Source organism: Herbaspirillum hiltneri N3, from assembly GCF_001267925.1.
Lineage (GTDB): Bacteria > Pseudomonadota > Gammaproteobacteria > Burkholderiales > Burkholderiaceae_D > Herbaspirillum > Herbaspirillum hiltneri.
This window is the reverse complement of record NZ_CP011409.1, coordinates 1,018,013-1,035,220: the sequence shown is the minus strand read 5'-3', so window position 1 is coordinate 1,035,220 and position 17,208 is coordinate 1,018,013. Positions and strand designations below refer to the sequence as shown.

15 protein-coding genes are annotated in these 17,208 nt (G+C 62.9%); 9 read left to right on the top strand and 6 right to left on the bottom strand.

What is annotated here, in order from left to right; genetic code table 11:
• Window positions 1–174: 174 nt before the first annotated feature.
• Entirely contained in the window at window positions 175–1,044 is an 870-nt protein-coding gene (locus tag F506_RS04705; RefSeq protein ID WP_053195565.1) for an oxygenase MpaB family protein, read from the top strand.
• Window positions 1,045–1,074: 30 nt separating this feature from the next.
• Here the strand turns inward: F506_RS04705 and F506_RS04700 are convergent, their stop codons facing one another.
• Window positions 1,075–1,314 (bottom strand): hypothetical protein, encoded by a 240-nt coding sequence (locus F506_RS04700; RefSeq protein ID WP_053195564.1) that lies wholly within the window; start codon window positions 1,312–1,314, stop codon window positions 1,075–1,077.
• A gap of 221 nt (window positions 1,315–1,535) precedes the next feature.
• Window positions 1,536–2,552 carry a 1-aminocyclopropane-1-carboxylate deaminase gene (locus F506_RS04695; RefSeq protein WP_053195563.1) on the bottom strand — a complete coding sequence of 339 codons (1,017 nt, stop codon included), beginning with the start codon at window positions 2,550–2,552 and terminating at the stop codon, window positions 1,536–1,538.
• 212 nt (window positions 2,553–2,764) lie between these two features.
• Here F506_RS04695 and F506_RS04685 point away from each other — a divergent pair, with 212 nt between their 5' ends.
• The gene (locus F506_RS04685) at window positions 2,765–3,274 is read left to right on the top strand and encodes an Lrp/AsnC family transcriptional regulator (protein ID WP_053195561.1); all 510 of its coding nucleotides are present in this window, start codon (window positions 2,765–2,767) and stop codon (window positions 3,272–3,274) included.
• Window positions 3,275–3,323: 49 nt separating this feature from the next.
• On the opposite strand, the gene F506_RS04680 is transcribed toward F506_RS04685, so the two are convergent.
• Window positions 3,324–4,226, bottom strand: a complete 903-nt coding sequence (locus F506_RS04680) for a LysR family transcriptional regulator (protein WP_053195560.1) — start codon at window positions 4,224–4,226, stop codon at window positions 3,324–3,326.
• Between the two features lie 290 nt (window positions 4,227–4,516).
• Between F506_RS04680 and F506_RS04675 the strand changes: the two genes are divergently transcribed.
• The 7 genes from F506_RS04675 (at window position 4,517) to F506_RS04645 (ending at window position 12,631) form a co-directional block, all read left to right on the top strand.
• Window positions 4,517–5,995, top strand: coding sequence for an ABC transporter substrate-binding protein (locus tag F506_RS04675; RefSeq protein WP_407638238.1), 1,479 nt, complete (start codon window positions 4,517–4,519; stop codon window positions 5,993–5,995).
• Window positions 5,996–6,055: 60 nt separating this feature from the next.
• Window positions 6,056–6,973 (top strand): ABC transporter permease, encoded by a 918-nt coding sequence (locus F506_RS04670; protein ID WP_053195558.1) that lies wholly within the window; start codon window positions 6,056–6,058, stop codon window positions 6,971–6,973.
• A gap of 9 nt (window positions 6,974–6,982) precedes the next feature.
• Window positions 6,983–7,903, top strand: a complete 921-nt coding sequence (locus F506_RS04665; RefSeq protein WP_144423995.1) for an ABC transporter permease — start codon at window positions 6,983–6,985, stop codon at window positions 7,901–7,903.
• A gap of 12 nt (window positions 7,904–7,915) precedes the next feature.
• Window positions 7,916–8,938 (top strand): ABC transporter ATP-binding protein, encoded by a 1,023-nt coding sequence (locus F506_RS04660; RefSeq protein ID WP_053195557.1) that lies wholly within the window; start codon window positions 7,916–7,918, stop codon window positions 8,936–8,938.
• Window positions 8,935–9,807, top strand: a complete 873-nt coding sequence (locus F506_RS04655; RefSeq protein ID WP_053195556.1) for an ATP-binding cassette domain-containing protein — start codon at window positions 8,935–8,937, stop codon at window positions 9,805–9,807. Before F506_RS04660 ends, F506_RS04655 begins: the two co-directional genes overlap by 4 nt.
• A 60-nt stretch (window positions 9,808–9,867) precedes the next feature.
• Window positions 9,868–11,277 (top strand): M20 family metallopeptidase, encoded by a 1,410-nt coding sequence (locus F506_RS04650; protein ID WP_053195555.1) that lies wholly within the window; start codon window positions 9,868–9,870, stop codon window positions 11,275–11,277.
• Window positions 11,278–11,449: 172 nt separating this feature from the next.
• The gene (locus tag F506_RS04645) at window positions 11,450–12,631 is read left to right on the top strand and encodes a M20 aminoacylase family protein (RefSeq protein ID WP_053195554.1); all 1,182 of its coding nucleotides are present in this window, start codon (window positions 11,450–11,452) and stop codon (window positions 12,629–12,631) included.
• Window positions 12,632–12,732: 101 nt separating this feature from the next.
• Here the strand turns inward: F506_RS04645 and F506_RS04640 are convergent, their stop codons facing one another.
• The 3 genes from F506_RS04640 to F506_RS04630 all read right to left on the bottom strand — a co-directional run bounded on the left by F506_RS04640 (window position 12,733) and on the right by F506_RS04630 (window position 17,192).
• Window positions 12,733–14,286 (bottom strand): methyl-accepting chemotaxis protein, encoded by a 1,554-nt coding sequence (locus tag F506_RS04640; RefSeq protein WP_053195553.1) that lies wholly within the window; start codon window positions 14,284–14,286, stop codon window positions 12,733–12,735.
• Window positions 14,287–14,452: 166 nt separating this feature from the next.
• A complete protein-coding gene (locus F506_RS04635) occupies window positions 14,453–15,628 on the bottom strand; it encodes an NAD(P)/FAD-dependent oxidoreductase (RefSeq protein ID WP_053195552.1) in 1,176 nt (391 codons plus the stop codon).
• A 34-nt stretch (window positions 15,629–15,662) separates the two neighbouring features.
• Window positions 15,663–17,192, bottom strand: a complete 1,530-nt coding sequence (locus F506_RS04630; RefSeq protein ID WP_053195551.1) for an amidase — start codon at window positions 17,190–17,192, stop codon at window positions 15,663–15,665.
• Window positions 17,193–17,208: the final 16 nt, after the last annotated feature.

Sequence of the window (17,208 nt, the reverse complement as noted above, 5' to 3'; positions counted from 1 at the left end):
GTCCGGCTGCTGCCCGGGGCTTGTCTGGCGCTTTCTGCCTATATGCCACGCTTTTGTCATTTTGCCGTCATTTTGCTGTCATGTTGCCGCAAGGCATTGACTATCCACCTGCCATCGCCCTGCATCTGGCCGGCAAAAGCCTTACCATTTGCCCTCCGCCCCACGAGAACCTCCATGGAAGCCCTGCGCAGCCGCATCGAAGCCAGCGTCATCAGTATCAGCCGCCCGCCCGGCAGCCCCGACTTCCGCCTGCCCAAGGGCGACCCCGGGTTGTTCGGGCCGGATTCGGCCTGCTGGCAGGTGCACAGCGACTTCACTTCCATGCTGATCGGCGGCGTCAGCGCTCTGCTATTGCAGATGCTGCACCCGCTGCCGCTGGCGGGCGTGTGGGATCATTCCACATTTCAGCAGGACATGCTCGGCCGCTTGCGCGGCACTGCGCAGTTCATCGCGGGGACGACCTTCGGCAACAGCGCCGACGCCGAACGCCTGATCGAACGCGTTCGACGCATCCACGCCAGTGTACGCGGCGTCGCCGCCGACGGCCGCAGCTATGCCGCCGACGATCCGGCGCTGCTGACCTGGGTGCATGCGGCGGAAGTATGGTGCTTCCTGCGCGCCTACGTGCGCTATCGCAATCCGGACTTCAGCCTGGCGATGCAGGATCGTTACCTCGATGAAATCGCACTGGTCGCCGAGAAGCTCGGCGCCGTCGGCGTGCCGCGCAATCTGAAGGACCTGGAGAGTTATATCGACGGCATGCGCCCGCAATTGCGCTGCGAAGAGCGTACGCTCAAGACGGTGGAGCTGGTGTTGAATGCGCCGGCGCCGAATGCGCTTGCGCTGCCGTTTACGCGCCTGATGACGCGCGCCGGCGTGGACTTGCTGCCCAGCTGGGCCAAGCAGCAGCTGGGGTTGACGCCGCTGCGGCCGCTACAGCAGGTGCTGCTGCAACGCGCGGTCGGCGTGGCGGCCAGGCCGGTGCGCTGGGCAGTGCGCCAGAGCTCCGCACAGCTGGCGCGCGAACGCATGGCGGCTGATTAGGACAGGTGGCGCCGGCCGCCGACTCCTCTTTCATATCGACGCCAATGAAATCCATGCCTGCTCCCTGCCAGCCTCGTCCCATGCCGGGATCCACAACCGGGCATAGGCCTCGAGATCGGGCCTGACTGCCTCGCCCGCGTTTTTCTCCTGCACGACGGCCTCCATGGCCGCCGCAACACGTTGCGCGACGCGCGGCCCCATGACGGGATCCCTGAGCAAGGTTTCAAGTTGCTGCAGCAGGACGATGGCGGGACTGGCTACCGGGCTCATGACGGCTCTCCCATGCGCATGGATCCATGCGCGGCGATACCTGTTGAAGCGGACAAGGTCCGGCGGCGACCGAAGTGTTGACGGCGCCGGCGGACCTCATGCATTGCTGCGCAAAAGCAGGCGCAGCGCTTAGAACGTGTTTACGATCGGTAGCGGGCGGCCCTCGGTTGTCGCTAAACGGCGGCAAATCAGGGTCGCGCAGTAAGATCGCAAATACGTTCTTAGCCGTTGCGGAAGATGAAGCTGTAGGCATTCAATGCCGGCACGCCGCCCAGATGGGCGTACAGCACCTTGGAGCCGGCCGGGAATTCGCCCAGGCGTACTTTCTCGATCATGCCGTGCATCGATTTCCCTTCATACACCGGATCGGTCAGGATGCCTTCGGTGCGCGCGCACAGGCGGATCGCCTCGAGCGTACCGTCGTTCGGCAAACCGTATTCCGGGCCGCCGAAACGCGTGTCGAGCACCACGTCTTTCTCGGTGATGTCGTAGTTCAGTTCCACCAGCCCGGCGGTGTTCTTTGCAATGCGCAGGATCTGATCGAAGGTCTGCTGCGGCTTGGCCGATGCGTCGATGCCGATCACGCGGTCGGCGCGGCCGTCGGCGGCAAAGCCCACCACCATGCCGGCTTGCGTGCTGCCGGTGACGGCGCAGGTCACGATGTAGTCGAACTTGAAGCCGAGCTCTTCTTCCTGCTGGCGCACTTCTTCAGCAAACGCGACGAAGCCGAGGCCGCCCTTCGGATGTTCCGAGCAACCGGCCGGAATCGGATACGGTTTGCCGCCGCTCTGGCGCACGCTTTCCATCGCGTCTTCCCAGCTCTTGCGAATGCCGATGTCGAAACCGGCGGCGTCGAGACGCACGTCGGCGCCCATGATGCGCGACATTTCAATATTGCCGACGCGGTCGTAGACGGCGTCCGAATAATTCACCCAGTTCTCTTGCACCAGTACGCATTTCAACCCCAGATGCGCCGCCACCGCAGCCACCTGGCGCGTCTGGTTCGACTGGATGCCGCCGATCGACACCAAGGTGTCGTAGCCGCCTTCCAGCGCTTCCGGAATCAGGTATTCCAGCTTGCGCGTCTTGTTGCCGCCGAAGGCAAGACCGCTGTTGCAATCCTCACGTTTGGCATACAGCTCGACCTTGCCGCCCAGGTGGGCGCTCAGGCGTTTGAGCGGCTGGATCGGCGTCGGGCCGAAGGTCAGTGGATAGCGGGCGAATTTCTTCAGATTCATGTGTGCAGCTCCTAAAGTGGGGACGGGGATCCAGGCATCGAAACTCGCGAACAAAGACGGCATGTGGGGCCTCTTGATACTGGAAATCGAGGTGACGCTGGCATTCATTTTAGGAATTAACACGCAAACCAGGGTTGCAAACTTTGGTTATTATTTGGCGAGTATCATTAAGCAATGCATTTTCTTATTATTTTTATTTTGAGAAATAAAATATGAAAGCAACAAAATTGCGTAGCAAGAGCGCTGCCGACGAATCCTTCAACGACTCGCTCGATCGTACCGACCGCGCCATCCTCAAACTGCTCCAGCGCGATGCATCGATTTCGAACGTGGCGCTGGCGGCCAGGGTCAACCTCAGCGCGCCGGCTTGCCTGCGGCGCGTCGAGCGGCTCAAGGAACTTGGCCTGATCAAGGGAATTGTGGCGCTGCTCAATCCGCGCGCGCTCGATGCGGGCACGCTGGTGATGATCGGCGTGGTGCTCGATCGCTCCACGCCGGAGTCGTTCACGGCGTTCGAAAAGGCCGTGCAAAGGGTGTCGGGTTGCCTCGAGTGCCACGTCGTCACCGGCGAGTTCGACTACTTCATGCTGGTGCGCACCAAGGACAACGACAGCTTCAACCGCCTGCATGCGGAACAGTTGCTCTACCTGCCGGGCGTGCGCCAGGTGCGCACCTTCATGGTGATCAAGGAAGTGCTGTCGACCACGCAGCTGCATCTGTGAGACATGAAAGGTGAGAGGTGAGCGATAAGAGGTGAAAGGTGAAAGGCGCCTAATCCTTGTTCAGCTCCGCCAGCAGGTAGTCGAGGAAGATCTCCACAATGCGCGGCAAGGTGCGGCCCGACAGCGTCTGCACCTCGACGTAGCGGCCGTCAAGCGCGCGGTCGCTGATCGGCACCATGGTCAGAACATCCTGGCGATAGCGCACCGTCACTTCCCCGGTCAGCGAGAGCGCATCGCCTTCCAGCAGATAGTTGTGCAGCGTCTGGATGTAGTTGCTGGTCAACACCGGCTCGAACACCAATTGCTGGCGGCTGCAGGCCAGGTCGAACAATTGCCGCAGCGTAGTGTCCTGCTCGGGTAGCGCCAGCGGATAAGGACGCAGTTGCGACAGCGTGACGCTCTTGAAGCGGCTCAGCGGATGGCCCTTGCGCATCAGCAGCAGCACGGGCGCGGGCTGCTGATGCGCGATCTTGATGTCGGGTTCCGGCAGCCGGTTGAAGGTCACGCCGATGTCGGAGTCGCCTTCACGCACCTGGCGCGAGACCAGCCCCGGCGGTCCGACGTAGACCTGAAACTGGATGGCCGGATATTTCTGCTGGAAACCGCGGATCACCCGCGGCAGGAAGTCGATGCCGAAACCTTCCGACGCCGCCACGCGGATGCGACCGCGGCGCAATCCCTTCAACGCCAGCAAATCGGCCACCATCCGGTCGGCCTCCAGCGTGACCTTTTGTGCGTGCGCGGCCAGCATCTCGCCGCCGGCGCTGAGCACCATGCCGCGCGGCCGGCGCTCGAACAGGACGGTGTCGAGCAAGGATTCCAGGTTGCTGATCTGGCGACTGATGGCCGAACTTGCGACGTTCAGGCGTTGTGAGGCTGCGGCGATGGAGCCGCAGCGCACCACTTCCAGAAAGTAGCGCAGCGCCGTGTCCTGCAGATATTGCGATTTCATGACTTTCCTTTTTTGCAGCGAATGACGACAGATTAGCCGTTTTTCATGGCAATCGACAATCCTGCATTCTCATTACAGCAACGCTGGCTTCGTAATTCTCTAATTGTGGCACCCCCGCAATCGACCTAGTATCCATTGCACGTCGTTGTGCCACGCCATCGTGTGGCGGCGTTGTTTTCCCCAACACTTCAAATGGAAGGGCTGCAATGAACGTGAAGAAGAACATGATGCAGAAGTCGCTGGCGAGCCGGACGCGCGGCGCATTGCTGCTGGCGGCGACTGCGGCGGGCATGGCGATGTCGGCGCCGGCGCTGGCCAACAAGGCCAACGACACGCTGGTCTACGCATCCGACAGCGAAGTCGAGAACATCAGCCAGTATCACAACAACCTGCGCGAAGGCGTCATCCTCGCGCACCTGATCTGGGACACGCTGATCTACCGCGATCCCAAGAGCGGCGACTACAAACCGCAGCTGGCGACCGCCTGGAAATGGGAATCGCCGACCGCGCTGGTGCTGGATCTGCGCCAGGGCGTGCAGTTCCAGAACGGCGACAAGTTCAGCGCCGACGATGTCGTGTTCACTTTCAACTACGTCGTCTCCAATGAGTCCAAGGCCGTCACGCGCCAGAACACCGACTGGATCAAGAGCGCCGAAAAGCTGGGCGACTACAAAGTCCGCATCAACCTGAAACAGGCTTTCCCGGCCGCGCTCGAATACCTGTCCGGTCCGTTGCCGATCTATCCGGGCGCGTACTTCAAGAAGGTCGGCCTCGAAGGCTTCTCCAAGGCGCCGATCGGCACCGGTCCGTACAAGACCACCAGCGTGACGCCCGGGCAAGGCGTCACCCTGGTGAAGAATGACAACTACTTCAAGGACAGTCCGCAAGGCCAGCCCAAGATCGGCAACATCAAGTTCGTCGTCATTCCGGATCCGGAAACCCGCTCCGCCCAGCTGATGACCGGCGCCGTCGACTGGATCTGGCGCGTGCCGGCCGACCAGGCCGAGTCGTTCAAGAGCATGCCCAAGGTCACCGTGCAAAGCGGCGAGACCATGCGGGTGGGTTTCCTGACCATCGACGCGCCCGGCTCGTCGTCGCCCAACTCGCCGATGAGGGACTTGCGCGTGCGCCAGGCCATCAACTACGCAATCAATCGCAAAGGCATTGCCGACAACCTGGTGCGCGGCGGCAGCAAGCCGATCTACACCGCGTGCTTCCGCACCCAGTTCGGGTGTGACGCCAAGGTCGCGATCAACTATGAGTACAACCCGGCCAAGGCGAAAGAACTGCTCGCCGCCGCCGGCTTTCCGAACGGCTTCGATACCGATATCTATGCCTATCGCGAGCGCGAATTCGCCGAGGCCATCATCGGAGACCTGCACAAGGTCGGCATCCGCGCCCGCCTGCACTACATGAAATACGCGGCGCTGCAGGTGGAGTACCGCAACGGCAAGACGCCGTTGACCTTCCAGGCCTGGGGATCGTTCTCGATGAACGACACCTCGGCATTCGCGGGCGTGTTCTTCAAGGGCGGCAGCGACGACATCACCAAGGATCCTCAAGTGCGCCAATGGCTGGAAACCGCCGACAGCTCGACCGATCCGGCGGTGCGCAAGGTCAATTACTCGAAGGCGCTGGAGTCGATCTCAAAACAGGCATTCATGGCGCCGCTATTTTCCTACTCCACCTTTTACGCCTACAACTCGCAGCTGAAGTTCCAGGGCTATCCGGATGAGTTGCCGCGCTTCTACGAAGCCAGCTGGAAGTAGTTCCGCCATGGCGGACGGCAACCGCCGTCCGCCCAGCCAACGTGAAGAGGGCTTGCCGCCATGTTGATCTATCTCTTGCGCCGCCTTGCGATTGCCTTGTGCGTCGCCGTGACGGTATCGATCGTCAGTTTTTCACTGCTGCACATGTCGGGCGACCTGGCTACGGCGATTGCGGGACCTGAAGCCAGCGCCTCGCAGGTGGAAGCAATACGCGTCCAGTTCGGCCTCGACCGGCCGATGATGTCCCAGTATGTCGACTGGCTGGGCAACGCCATGCATCTCGATTTCGGCAAGTCCTTCTACTTCCAGGGACCGGTCATGGAAATGGTGGCCGAACGCCTGCCGATCACCATGAAGCTGGGCGGCATCGCCTTGCTGCTGGCCGTCACGGTGGCCATTCCGCTCGGCGTGCTGGCGGCGATTTATCGGGACACCTGGCTGGACCGCGCGGCGCTGGTGATTGCCGTGGTGGGACAGGCCATGCCCAGCTTCTGGTTCGGCCTGAGCCTGATCCTGATTTTTTCCGTCACGCTGCACTGGTTTCCCGTGTCCGGCAACGAGAACTGGGAACACTTCGTGCTGCCGGCCATCGCTCTCGGCTACTACGCGATGCCCGCGATGATGCGGCTCACGCGCGCCGGCATGCTCGAGGTGCTCGGTTCCGACTACATCCGCACCGCACGCGCCAAAGGCCTCAGCAAAGGCAAGGTGATCTTCAAGCACGCACTGCGCAATGCCGTCATCCCGGTGGTGGCGCTGGCCGCCGTCGAACTCGGTTTCATGCTGGGCGGCTCGGTGGTGATCGAATCGGTCTACTCGATGCAGGGACTCGGCCAGCTGGCCTGGGACGCCATTTCACGCAACGACTATCCGGTGGTGCAGGCAGTGGTGCTGATCATCGCCATGTTCTACATCGGCCTGACCTTCCTGGCCGACGTCATCAACGCGCTGCTCGACCCGCGCATCCGCACCCGCTGAGGAATCGCCATGACGACCATCTCGACTTCCACCCTCCCTGCCGGCGGCCTGTTGCAGGGCGCGCTAAAACCGGCGCCGCTGTGGCGCCGCAAGCTCAATCGCATGCTCGGCCATCGCGGCCTGGTGCTGGGTGCAGCCATCCTCGCCGTCATCGTGCTGGCGGCATTGTTTGCACCGCTGCTGGCGCCGCACGACCCTTACGATCAGAACGTCGCGCAACGCCTGATCCCGCCGGTGTGGAATGCGCAGGGCAGCTGGGAGCACATCCTCGGCACCGACAAGCTCGGCCGCGATTACCTGAGCCGCCTGATCCACGGCGCGCGCGTGTCGCTGATCATCGGCGCCGCGGCGGCGCTGATCTCGGGCCTGATCGGCACCACGCTGGGCGTGCTGGCCGGCTACTTCGGCGGCCGGGTCGATGCGCTGATCAGCTACATCATCACCACACGGCTGTCGATGCCGGTGGTGCTGGTGGCGCTGGCGATGGCATCGCTGGTGGGCGGCTCGCTCAAGGTGGTGATCATCCTGCTAGGCCTGCTGCTCTGGGACCGCTTCGCCGTGGTCACGCGGTCGGCCACGCAGCAACTGCGCGATGCCGAATTCATCGCGGCGGCCAAGGCCATCGGCGCGTCGACGCCGTACATCCTGGTGCGCGAAATCCTGCCCAACATCATGAGCGCACTGATCGTCGTGATCACGCTGGAAATGGCGCATGCGATTCTGCTGGAAGCGACCTTGTCCTTCCTCGGCCTCGGCGTGCAACCGCCGACCCCGTCATGGGGGCTGATGGTTGCCGAAGGCAAGTCCTACATGTTCTTCAAGCCCTGGGTGATCGTCATCCCCGGTCTGGCGCTGGCGCTGCTGGTGCTGGCCATCAACCTGGTCGGCGACGGTTTGCGCGATGTCAATGCGCCCGACGGCCGCAACTGAAAGGGGCAAGCCATGAGCGTCCTGTCCGATGTCTTGCTCGATGTAAAGAACCTGCGTGTCGACCTGCCTACCGAGAACGGTCTGCTGCACGCCGTGCGCGGCATCGACTTCCATGTCAGGCGCGGCGAAATGCTGTGCCTGGTCGGCGAATCCGGCTGCGGCAAGTCGATGACTTCCCTGGCGCTGATGGGACTGTTGCCGCGCAAGGCCATTTGTACGGCCGACCGCCTCGCATTCGACGGCGTCGAGCTACAGGGATTGACGGAAAAACAGCTCAACCAGCTGCGCGGCCAGCGCATGGCGATGATCTTCCAGGAGCCGATGACGTCGCTCAACCCGGCCTATACGCTCGGCAACCAGCTGTGCGAGGCGATGCTGGAACACCCCGGCGTCACCCGCGCCGAAGCGCGCGAGCGCGCCATCTATTTACTGCACAGGACCGGCATCGGCAACGCCGAGGACCGCCTGCGCCAATATCCGCATCAACTATCGGGCGGGCTGCGCCAGCGCGTGATGATCGCCATGTCGCTGATGTGCAGTCCCGACCTGATCATCGCCGACGAGCCCACAACCGCGCTCGACGTCACCATCCAGGCGCAGATCCTGCGCATGATCCGCGATCTGCAGCGCGAGTTCGGCACTGCCGTGGTGTTCATCACCCATGATCTCGGCGTGGTCTCGCGCATCGCCGATCGCGTCGCCGTGATGTACGCCGGCCAGGTGGTGGAGACAACCGACGTCGCGCAGCTGTTCGCGGCGCCCCTGCATCCCTATACGCGCGGTTTGCTGAACTGCATTCCGGTGCGCGGCAAGACGCCGCCGGGCAGCCGGCTGCAAGCGATTCCCGGCGTGGTGCCGAGCCTGACCGGCGAGGTCCGCGGTTGCGCTTTCCGCAATCGCTGCACGCTGGCCGACGCTGTTTGCGAACAGGAGCCGCCGATGCTCAACACTGCGGCCGACGGCAAGACTCACTACGCGCGCTGCCACAAGATCGCGGCTGCGCAAGCGATGCCATTGAACGAGGTGGCTGCATGAATACCATCGATACCGGCGTAGCGCCGACCGCGCCTCCACCGGACACGCAGCCGGACCGCGACATTGCGCTCGAGCTATGTTCACTGGGCAAGGTGTACGCGCTCAAGCGCGGCATGTTCAAGGCGCCCGGCGAGATCAGGGCGGTCAACGACGTGTCGCTGCGCTTGTATCGCGGCGAGACGCTAGGCCTGGTCGGCGAGTCGGGTTGCGGCAAGAGCACGCTGGCCAAGATGCTGCTGGGTCTGCTCGAACCGAGCAGCGGCAATGTGCTGATCAACGGCCAGGAAGTCGATCCGACGCTGCGCAAGGACAACGCACGCCACATCCAGCCGATCTTCCAGGACCCCTATTCTTCGCTCAATCCGCGCAAGACCGTGTCGGAGATTGTCGGCCTGCCGCTCAGGCTGCATCGCGTCGGCTCTTCCGCCGACCGGCAAAAAGCGGTGCGCAAGATCCTCGACCTGGTCGGCATGCCGGAGCGCACTTACGGCCAGTATCCGAACCAGCTGTCCGGCGGCCAGCGCCAGCGCGTTGCGATTGCGCGCGCCCTGATTCTGCAGCCGGACATCCTGATCTGCGATGAACCGACGTCGGCGCTGGACGTCTCGGTGCAGGCGCAGATCCTCAATCTGCTGCTGGACCTCAAGGCCGAGTTCGGCCTGACCTATCTCTTCATCAGCCATGACCTGGGCGTAGTCGAACACCTGGTCGACCGCGTCGCCGTCATGCACAAGGGCAGCATCGTCGAACTGGAAACCCGTGAAAAGATTTTCTCCGCTCCCGGACATCCCTACACGCGCATGCTGCTGGCGTCGGCGCTGACGCCCGAGCCGGGCCTGGGCATTCCGGAGCTGGCGGCGAGCGAATGAGAGCAGCCGGCCGCGCCCGGCCACATTAAAAATGATTGACGACTACACAGGAGAAGCAACATGAGCAGAGCACAAGCCATCGCGCAGGCGAGCGCCTATTTTGACGATGGCCGTTTCATGCAGGCACTGCAAAAACGCGTCGCCATCCGTACCGAAAGCCAGGAAGCCGCAAGCAGGCCTATCCTGTACGACTACCTGCGACTGGAAATCCAGCCCGAACTGGAAGACCTCGGTTTCCACTGCGAGATCATCGACAATCCGCTGCCGGACGGCACGCCGTTCCTGCTTGCCGAGCGCATCGAGGAAGGCGCTGCCTTTACCCTGCTGACCTACGGCCACGGCGATGTCGTGCGCGGCTACGACCATCAATGGCGCGCCGGACTCAAGCCCTGGGAAATCGTGGTCGAAGGCGACCGCTGGTACGGTCGCGGCATCGCCGACAACAAGGCCCAGCACACCATCAATTTCGCCGCCCTGGCGGAGGTCTTGAAACTGCGCGGCGGCAAGCTCGGCTACAACGTCAAGGTCATCCTCGAAATGGGAGAAGAGGCCGGTTCGCCGGGGCTCAAGGAAGTCGCCGCACAGTACGCCGAGAAACTGAGGTCGGATCTCTTCATCGCCTCCGACGGTCCGCGCGTCAATGCGCCGACGCCGACCATGTTCCTGGGCTCGCGCGGCGGCTGCAATTTCGACCTGCGCGTCAACGCGCGCGACGGCGGCCACCACTCCGGCAACTGGGGTGGCCTGCTGCGCAACCCCGGCGTGCGCCTGGCCAATGCGATTGCCTGCCTGGTCGACGGCAAGGGCCGCATCCGCGTGCCCAGCCTGTTGCCGGATGGCTTGCCCGACAGCGTGCGCCACGCGCTGCGCGATGTCGAAGTCGGCGGCGGCCCCAATGATCCAGAAGTCGATGCCGACTGGGGCGAACCCGGCATGACGCCGGCCGAGCGCGTGTTCGGCTGGAACACACTGGAAGTGCTGGCCTTCAAGACCGGCAATCCGGAAGCGCCGGTCAATGCGATTCCCGGTCACGCCCACGCACATTGCCAGATCCGTTTCGTGGTCGGCAGCGACGACCGCAATTTCATCGCCAACATCCGTTCGTATCTCGATGCCCATGGCTATACCGATGTCGAAGTGACGCTGTCGGGCATCCAGTTTTCCGCCACCCGCCTCAATCCTGATGACGAGTGGGTGCGCTGGGGTCTGGCGTCGATGCAGGAAACCAGCGGCAAGCAGCCGACGCTGCTGCCCAACCTCGGCGGATCGCTGCCCAACGACGTATTCTCCGACGTGCTCGGCTTGCCCACGCTGTGGGTGCCGCATTCCTACCCGGCCTGCTCACAGCACGCGCCCAACGAGCATATACTTGCCAGCGTCTCGCGCGAATCGCTGCAAGTCATGGCGGGCCTGTTCTGGGACCTGGCCGAACAAGGCAAGCAGGTGCTGGCGCGCAGACTGGCAGCCTGAGAACGTGTTTGCGATCTTACTGCGCGACCCTGATTTGCCGCTAAACGGTACTCAACATCCTCATGTACTTAGGTACATTCCGGTGTTTCCGTGCCGTTTAGCGACAACTGAGGGCCGCTCGCTACAGATCGTAAACACGTTCTGACAACAATTCTTCATCCGGAGCAAATCCATGAGCACAAAGTTTTGCCAGATCGCCGATCTGGATGACGTCAAGCACGAACTGGTCGGCATTCGCCGCCACATCCACCAGCATCCCGAATTGTCGTATGAAGAAGTCGACACCGCGCGGCTGGTGGCGGAACGGCTGGAAGACTGGGGCTATGCGGTCACGCGCAACATCGGCGGCAACGGCCTGGTGGCCACGCTGCGCGCCGGCAGCAGCACGCGCAGCATCGGCGTGCGCGCCGACATGGATGCCCTGCCCATCCACGAGATGACCGGACTGAGCTACGCCAGCGAACATCAGGGGAAAATGCACGCCTGCGGCCACGACGGCCACACCGCGATGTTGCTGGGGGCGGCATTACAACTGGCGCGCACGCGTCGTTTCGACGGCACCGTCAACCTGATCTTCCAGCCTGCCGAAGAAGCCGGCTTCAACAGCGGCGCCGAACAGATGCTCAGGGACGGCTTGTTCGAACGCTTCCCCTGCGACGCCATCTTCGGCATGCACAACCACCCCGGCGTCGCCACCGGCACCTTCATGTTCCGCGCAGGCGCCTTCATGGCAGCCTGCGACACGGTCAAGATCAAGATCATCGGCAAGGGCAGCCACGCGGCGCGCCCGCATCTGTCGGTCGATCCGCTGGTCGCCGCCAGCAGCCTCGTGATGGCGCTGCAGACCGTGGTCTCGCGCAATGTCGATCCGATGGAAACGGCTGTGGTGACGGTCGGATCGCTGCATGCTGGCCATGCCGCCAACGTGATTCCGGAACACGCCGCCATGGAGCTGAGCGTGCGCTCCTTCAAGCCGGAAGTGCGCGAGTTGCTCGAACAACGCATCCGCGCACTGGTGCTGTCGCATGCGGAGAGTTATGGCGCCCGCGCCGAGATCGAGTACATCCGCGGTTATCCGGTGCTGATCAATTCGGAAGCCGAAACCGAATTCGCCAGGCAGATCGCGGAGGAACTGGTCGGCGCAGACAAGATCATCGCACCGTTCGGACCGATCGCCGGCAGCGAAGATTTTGCCTACTTCCTGCAACAGCGTCCCGGTTGTTTCGTACGGGTCGGCAATGGCGCCGGCCAGCCGATGCTGCACAACGCACACTATGATTTCAACGACGACAACGTGACGGTCGGAGCGGCCTACTGGACGCGTCTGGTGGAGCGCTACCTGCAAGCGCAGTAAGTACGTACATGTAAAAAGAGCCTGGCCGGCACCACCTCGGGGTAGTGCCGGCCAGGCTCTTTTTACTTGCCGCCGGGCTGTTTCGTACGGCGCCGCCGCGACTAGTGCGCCGCCGGTTTCAGTTTGAACACAGTGACCAGCTGCTTCAGGTTTCTCGCCTGATCTTCCAGCGAATGCGCCGCTGCGGCGGCTTGTTCGACCAGCGCCGCGTTTTGCTGCGTCACGCCGTCCATCTGGGAGATCGCCTGATTGACCTCCTTGATGCCGGCGGCCTGTTCCTGGCTGGCCGAATTGATCTCCCTGACCAGCGTGTTGGCGCTCTGCACGCTTCCCACCACTTTGCTCATGGTGGCGCCGGCCTGTTCCACCAGCTTGCTGCCGGAGGCGACCTTGTCCACCGATTCATTGATGAGTATCTTGATTTCCTTCGCCGCCGTGGCGGAACGCTGGGCCAGTCCGCGCACTTCGGACGCCACCACCGCAAACCCCCGGCCCTGCTCGCCGGCCCGGGCCGCTTCCACGGCGGCGTTCAGCGCCAGGATATTGGTCTGGAATGCGATGCTGTCGATGACGCTGATGATGTCGACGATCTTGCGGGAAGACTCGTTGATCGTATTCATCGTCTCGATCAGCTGGGCCATGACGTCGCCGCCTTCGCTGACGACTTCTGCGGCAGACGTCACCAGCTGGTGCGCCTTGCCGGAATTCTCCGCGTTCTTGCCGACGCTCGCAGTCAGCTGCTCTATCGAGGCGGCGGTTTCTTCCAGTGCACCGGCTTGCTCCTCGGTGCGGGACGAGAGATCCAGATTTCCGGAAGCGATCTCGCCGGAGGCAATGGCGATGCTGTCGGCGCCGTTGCGGACGTTCGAGACGATCACATGCAGTTGCTCGCTCATGCTCTGCAAGGACATGACGAGCTGGCCCACCTCATCCTTGCTGACGATCCTGGCCTCCGAAGTCAGATCGCCAGAGGATACCTGCTTGGAAATCGCCAGCGCCATGTCGATCGGGCGCGTGATGCTCTTGGTCAGCACGATGGCAAAGAAGATGCCGGCCAGGAGAATCACGCCCTCGAGTGCAAAGATCAGTTTCTGGCTATTTTCGGCCGTCGTTTCCACATGCTGGGCGATGGTGTCTATTCTGCCGCGCTCGAAGTCGAGCAGCTTGCGCATGGCGTCCTGGGTGCCTTTGGCGACCGGCAGATACTCCGCTTCAAAGACTGCGGCGATCTCTTCCGCCTTGCCATCCTTTTTCAGCTTGTAGATGCTGTCCCTGACGGTCAGGAATTTCTTGCGGTAGTCGTTGATGTTCTTGAACAGCTGGCGTTCTTCTTCCGTCGAGAGCAGCTTCTCCACTTGCGCCAGGGTCTCGGCGGAGGCCTTGCTCGACTGTGCGGCCTCCTTTGACAAGAAGGCATCCAGTTCGGGATCCTTGCTTTTCACGACTGAAGTCGTGCGTTGGATCGCGTTGAGCAGCAGGGTATTCCATTCCGACACCAGTCGCTCCGAGCGCAAGGGCTCGTCCATCATGGAGCGCGTCTCCTCGGTCACGGCCTTCAGCCGCAAGATGCCGATCCCCGCCACCAGGATCGAAAATACCAGAACTACTGCAAAGCCGCCCCCAAGCCGCGGACCAATTTTTATATTTTTCAACATGACGTGTTCCGTAATCAGGGCCGCGATATGTGGTCACATGCGGCCATAGGTAGTTCTGCGTAAGGTCCTGTATGCCGTCCCCGGCATGTCCCGATTCTAGAAGTGTCTGCCCCTGCTCGCCATATCAATATTGCGAAGCGATGTTTGCCGTATCGGCAAACCGGGACTACATCGCCGCTTCTTTCGCGCGAAGGCGATCGCAGCTCAACGCCTCCGCGCTGACGCCGAATGCGGCTATCGCCGCCGGCACAGCCAGGCCGCGCGCCAGGGCGGCATAAGTTTCTCCGGCCGCAGGCGCGGTCTGGATGCCGTAGCCGCCCTGCCCCGCAGCCCAGAAAAATCCACTCAGTCCGCTATCGAAACCGCCGACAAAGCTGCCATCCCCGACAAAGGAACGCAATCCGGCCCAGACATGCGATGGCCGACGGATGGCAAGCGTCGTGGCGTTCTGGATCTGATCGATGGCGATGGCGATGTCCAGCTCTTCCGCCTGGACATCATGCGGCTCGACCGGATCGGCATTGGCCGGCGAGCCCAGCAGCAACCCTGCATCCGGCTTGATGTAAAACGACTCGTCGACGCTCATGAACATCGGCCAGGAGGTGCTGTCCTGTCCGGCATCGGCGGTGAAGGTAAACGCCGAGCGGCGCTTGGGCACCAGCCCGATGGGTCTGGCGCCGGCCATGCCGCCGATGACGTCGGCCCAGGCTCCGGCCGCGTTGATCACCACCGGGGCGCGGAATTCTCCCTGTGAAGTCGAGAGCCGCCACTGTCCGTCGAGGTACGCCAGGCCGAGCACTTCGGCGTCGCACACCACGCGCGCCCCGGCACCGCGTGCGCCCCGCAGGAATCCCTGGTGCAAGCCGTGGACGTCAATGTCGCAGGCGTCTTCTTCGTACACGGCGCCGCCTAGGGCTTCCCGACGCAATACCGGCACCCGCGCGCATGCTTCATCCGGACTCAGGCGCTGCACCTTGTCGGAGACCGAACGCACCAGCGCTTCATGCGCATCCAGTTGGTCCAACTGATCCGTCCTGGCGATGAAGAGCGCTCCGCGCGGCGTCAACAACGGATGTTCCGCGAAGCCGGCCGGCGGATGATCGAAGAACGCCCGGCTGGCGCAGGTCAGCGCGCGCACTTGCGGCGGGCCGTAGCTTTCCATGTAAGCCGCCGCTGAACGTCCGGTGCTGTGATACCCGGGCTGCGATTCGCGCTCCAGCATGATGACGCCGGCATGCGGCGCCAGCCAGTACGCGATCGATGCGCCGGCGATACCGGCGCCGACGATCAGGAAATCCGTCTGCGTCGCCGCATTGGAAGAAGATGAAAACTGGTCTGGCATGGGTATGTTCCTTTCCCTCAATCCGACGCCGGGCTCAGACGGCCGGCCCTCCGGCCACGGCCGTCGGCGCCGGCGCGCCTGCAGGTTGCGGCGAATCGGTAACGATGGATTTCAGGTCGACCTCGCTGCGCCGCAGCTGCTGCAGGTCGGGACGCGGACGGCGCAGTTCGTCGCTGCCGTCGAACAGATTTTCCAGCGCTGCGGCGCACCCGAGCAGATGACGGTCGGCACGGAAAGCGCCCGTCACTTGCAAGCCGAACGGCATCTGCCTGTGGTCGGTGCCGCAAGGCAGCGAGATCGACGGATTGGTCGCCAGCGTGACCACGTAGGTCAGCGCCAGCCAGCGATAGTAATTTTCCAGTTCGACGCCATTGATCTCCTTCAGATACAACTGGCTCCAAGGGAAAGGCGAGACCGGCGTGGTCGGCGACAGGATCAGATCGAACCGGGAAAACTGCGCCTGGAAGCGGCGGAAAATACGCGTCTGCTCGCTGTGCGCCCAGGCCGTGTCGGCCAGCTTCATGGCGGCGCCCAACTCATAGTTGGCGCGCGTGTTCGGTCCGAGCGAGGAAGGATCGCGACGATAGGCGGCGTCAAAACCGGTGAAGAAACTCTCGGCGCGAATGACGTCGAAACAGCGATGCGCCTCACCCATATCCACGTCGATCTGCTCGCAGGTTTTCACATGAGGACGGATGGCGGCGATTTTTTTGCGGAAGACTGCGCGGATGTCGTTGTCGACATCGCAGACGCCGAAGTCTTCGGTATAGCCGATGCGCAGTTGCGACAGATCGATGTCCGGCAAGGTCGCAAACGGATCGTCGCCCAGCGGATAACTCAAGGGATCGCTGCTGTCCATGCCGGCGCTCGCGCGCAATTGCAGCACGGTGTCCGCGACGTCGCGCCCCATTGGACCGACGACGGAGATCGGCGTCCAACCCAGCAATTTGCGCTCGCTCGGTACCAGGCCGGGCGATGGGCGGAAGCCGACCACGCCGCATTTGGCCGCCGGAATGCGCAAGGAACCGCCGGTGTCGGACCCGCTGCACAGCGGCAGCAAATCGCAGGCCAGCGCGGCAGCCGAGCCGCCTGAGGAGCCGCCGGCATTGAGCAGCGGATTGAAGGGATTGCCGGTCGCGCCCCATACCGTGTTGCGGCTGTTGGCGCCGGCCCCCATCTCCGGAACGTTGGTCTTGCCGGCGACGATGGCGCCTGCGCGGCGCAACCGCGCCACCAGCACGTTGTCGCGCGCAGGAATGTTGCTGCGGTAGATGGCCGAGCCGTAGGTGGTAAGCAGACCCTCGGTTTCTTCCAGATCCTTGATGCCGATCGGCAAGCCATGCAGCAGACCCAGCGGTGCGCCAGCCATCACGGCCTGCTCCGCGCGCCTGGCTTCATCGCGGGCGCGCTCGAAGCACGTCGCGGTGACGGCGTTCACGCGCGGGTTGATATCTTCGATGCGGGAGATACAGGCGTCCAGCAGTTCCACCGGGGAAAGTTGCCTGGCGCCGATCAGGGCGCGCAGGGCGACTGCGCTTTTTTCAACGATGCTGTGGTCGGGCATAAAAATCCTTGAGATA

Excerpts from the sequence above, each read along its gene's own strand:
- F506_RS04670 (WP_053195558.1), top strand. The coding sequence starts at position 6,056 with ATGTTGATCTATCTCTTGCGCCGCCTTGCGATTGCCTTGTGCGTCGCC.
- F506_RS04705 (WP_053195565.1), top strand. The coding sequence starts at position 175 with ATGGAAGCCCTGCGCAGCCGCATCGAAGCCAGCGTCATCAGTATCAGC.
- F506_RS04645 (WP_053195554.1), top strand. The coding sequence starts at position 11,450 with ATGAGCACAAAGTTTTGCCAGATCGCCGATCTGGATGACGTCAAGCAC.
- F506_RS04655 (WP_053195556.1), top strand. The coding sequence starts at position 8,935 with ATGAATACCATCGATACCGGCGTAGCGCCGACCGCGCCTCCACCGGAC.
- F506_RS04675 (WP_407638238.1), top strand. The coding sequence starts at position 4,517 with ATGGCGATGTCGGCGCCGGCGCTGGCCAACAAGGCCAACGACACGCTG.
- F506_RS04695 (WP_053195563.1), bottom strand. The coding sequence starts at position 2,552 with ATGAATCTGAAGAAATTCGCCCGCTATCCACTGACCTTCGGCCCGACG.
- F506_RS04640 (WP_053195553.1), bottom strand. The coding sequence starts at position 14,286 with ATGTTGAAAAATATAAAAATTGGTCCGCGGCTTGGGGGCGGCTTTGCA.
- F506_RS04660 (WP_053195557.1), top strand. The coding sequence starts at position 7,916 with ATGAGCGTCCTGTCCGATGTCTTGCTCGATGTAAAGAACCTGCGTGTC.
- F506_RS04700 (WP_053195564.1), bottom strand. The coding sequence starts at position 1,314 with ATGAGCCCGGTAGCCAGTCCCGCCATCGTCCTGCTGCAGCAACTTGAA.
- F506_RS04630 (WP_053195551.1), bottom strand. The coding sequence starts at position 17,192 with ATGCCCGACCACAGCATCGTTGAAAAAAGCGCAGTCGCCCTGCGCGCC.
- F506_RS04665 (WP_144423995.1), top strand. The coding sequence starts at position 6,983 with ATGACGACCATCTCGACTTCCACCCTCCCTGCCGGCGGCCTGTTGCAG.
- F506_RS04650 (WP_053195555.1), top strand. The coding sequence starts at position 9,868 with ATGAGCAGAGCACAAGCCATCGCGCAGGCGAGCGCCTATTTTGACGAT.
- F506_RS04685 (WP_053195561.1), top strand. The coding sequence starts at position 2,765 with ATGAAAGCAACAAAATTGCGTAGCAAGAGCGCTGCCGACGAATCCTTC.
- F506_RS04680 (WP_053195560.1), bottom strand. The coding sequence starts at position 4,226 with ATGAAATCGCAATATCTGCAGGACACGGCGCTGCGCTACTTTCTGGAA.
- F506_RS04635 (WP_053195552.1), bottom strand. The coding sequence starts at position 15,628 with ATGCCAGACCAGTTTTCATCTTCTTCCAATGCGGCGACGCAGACGGAT.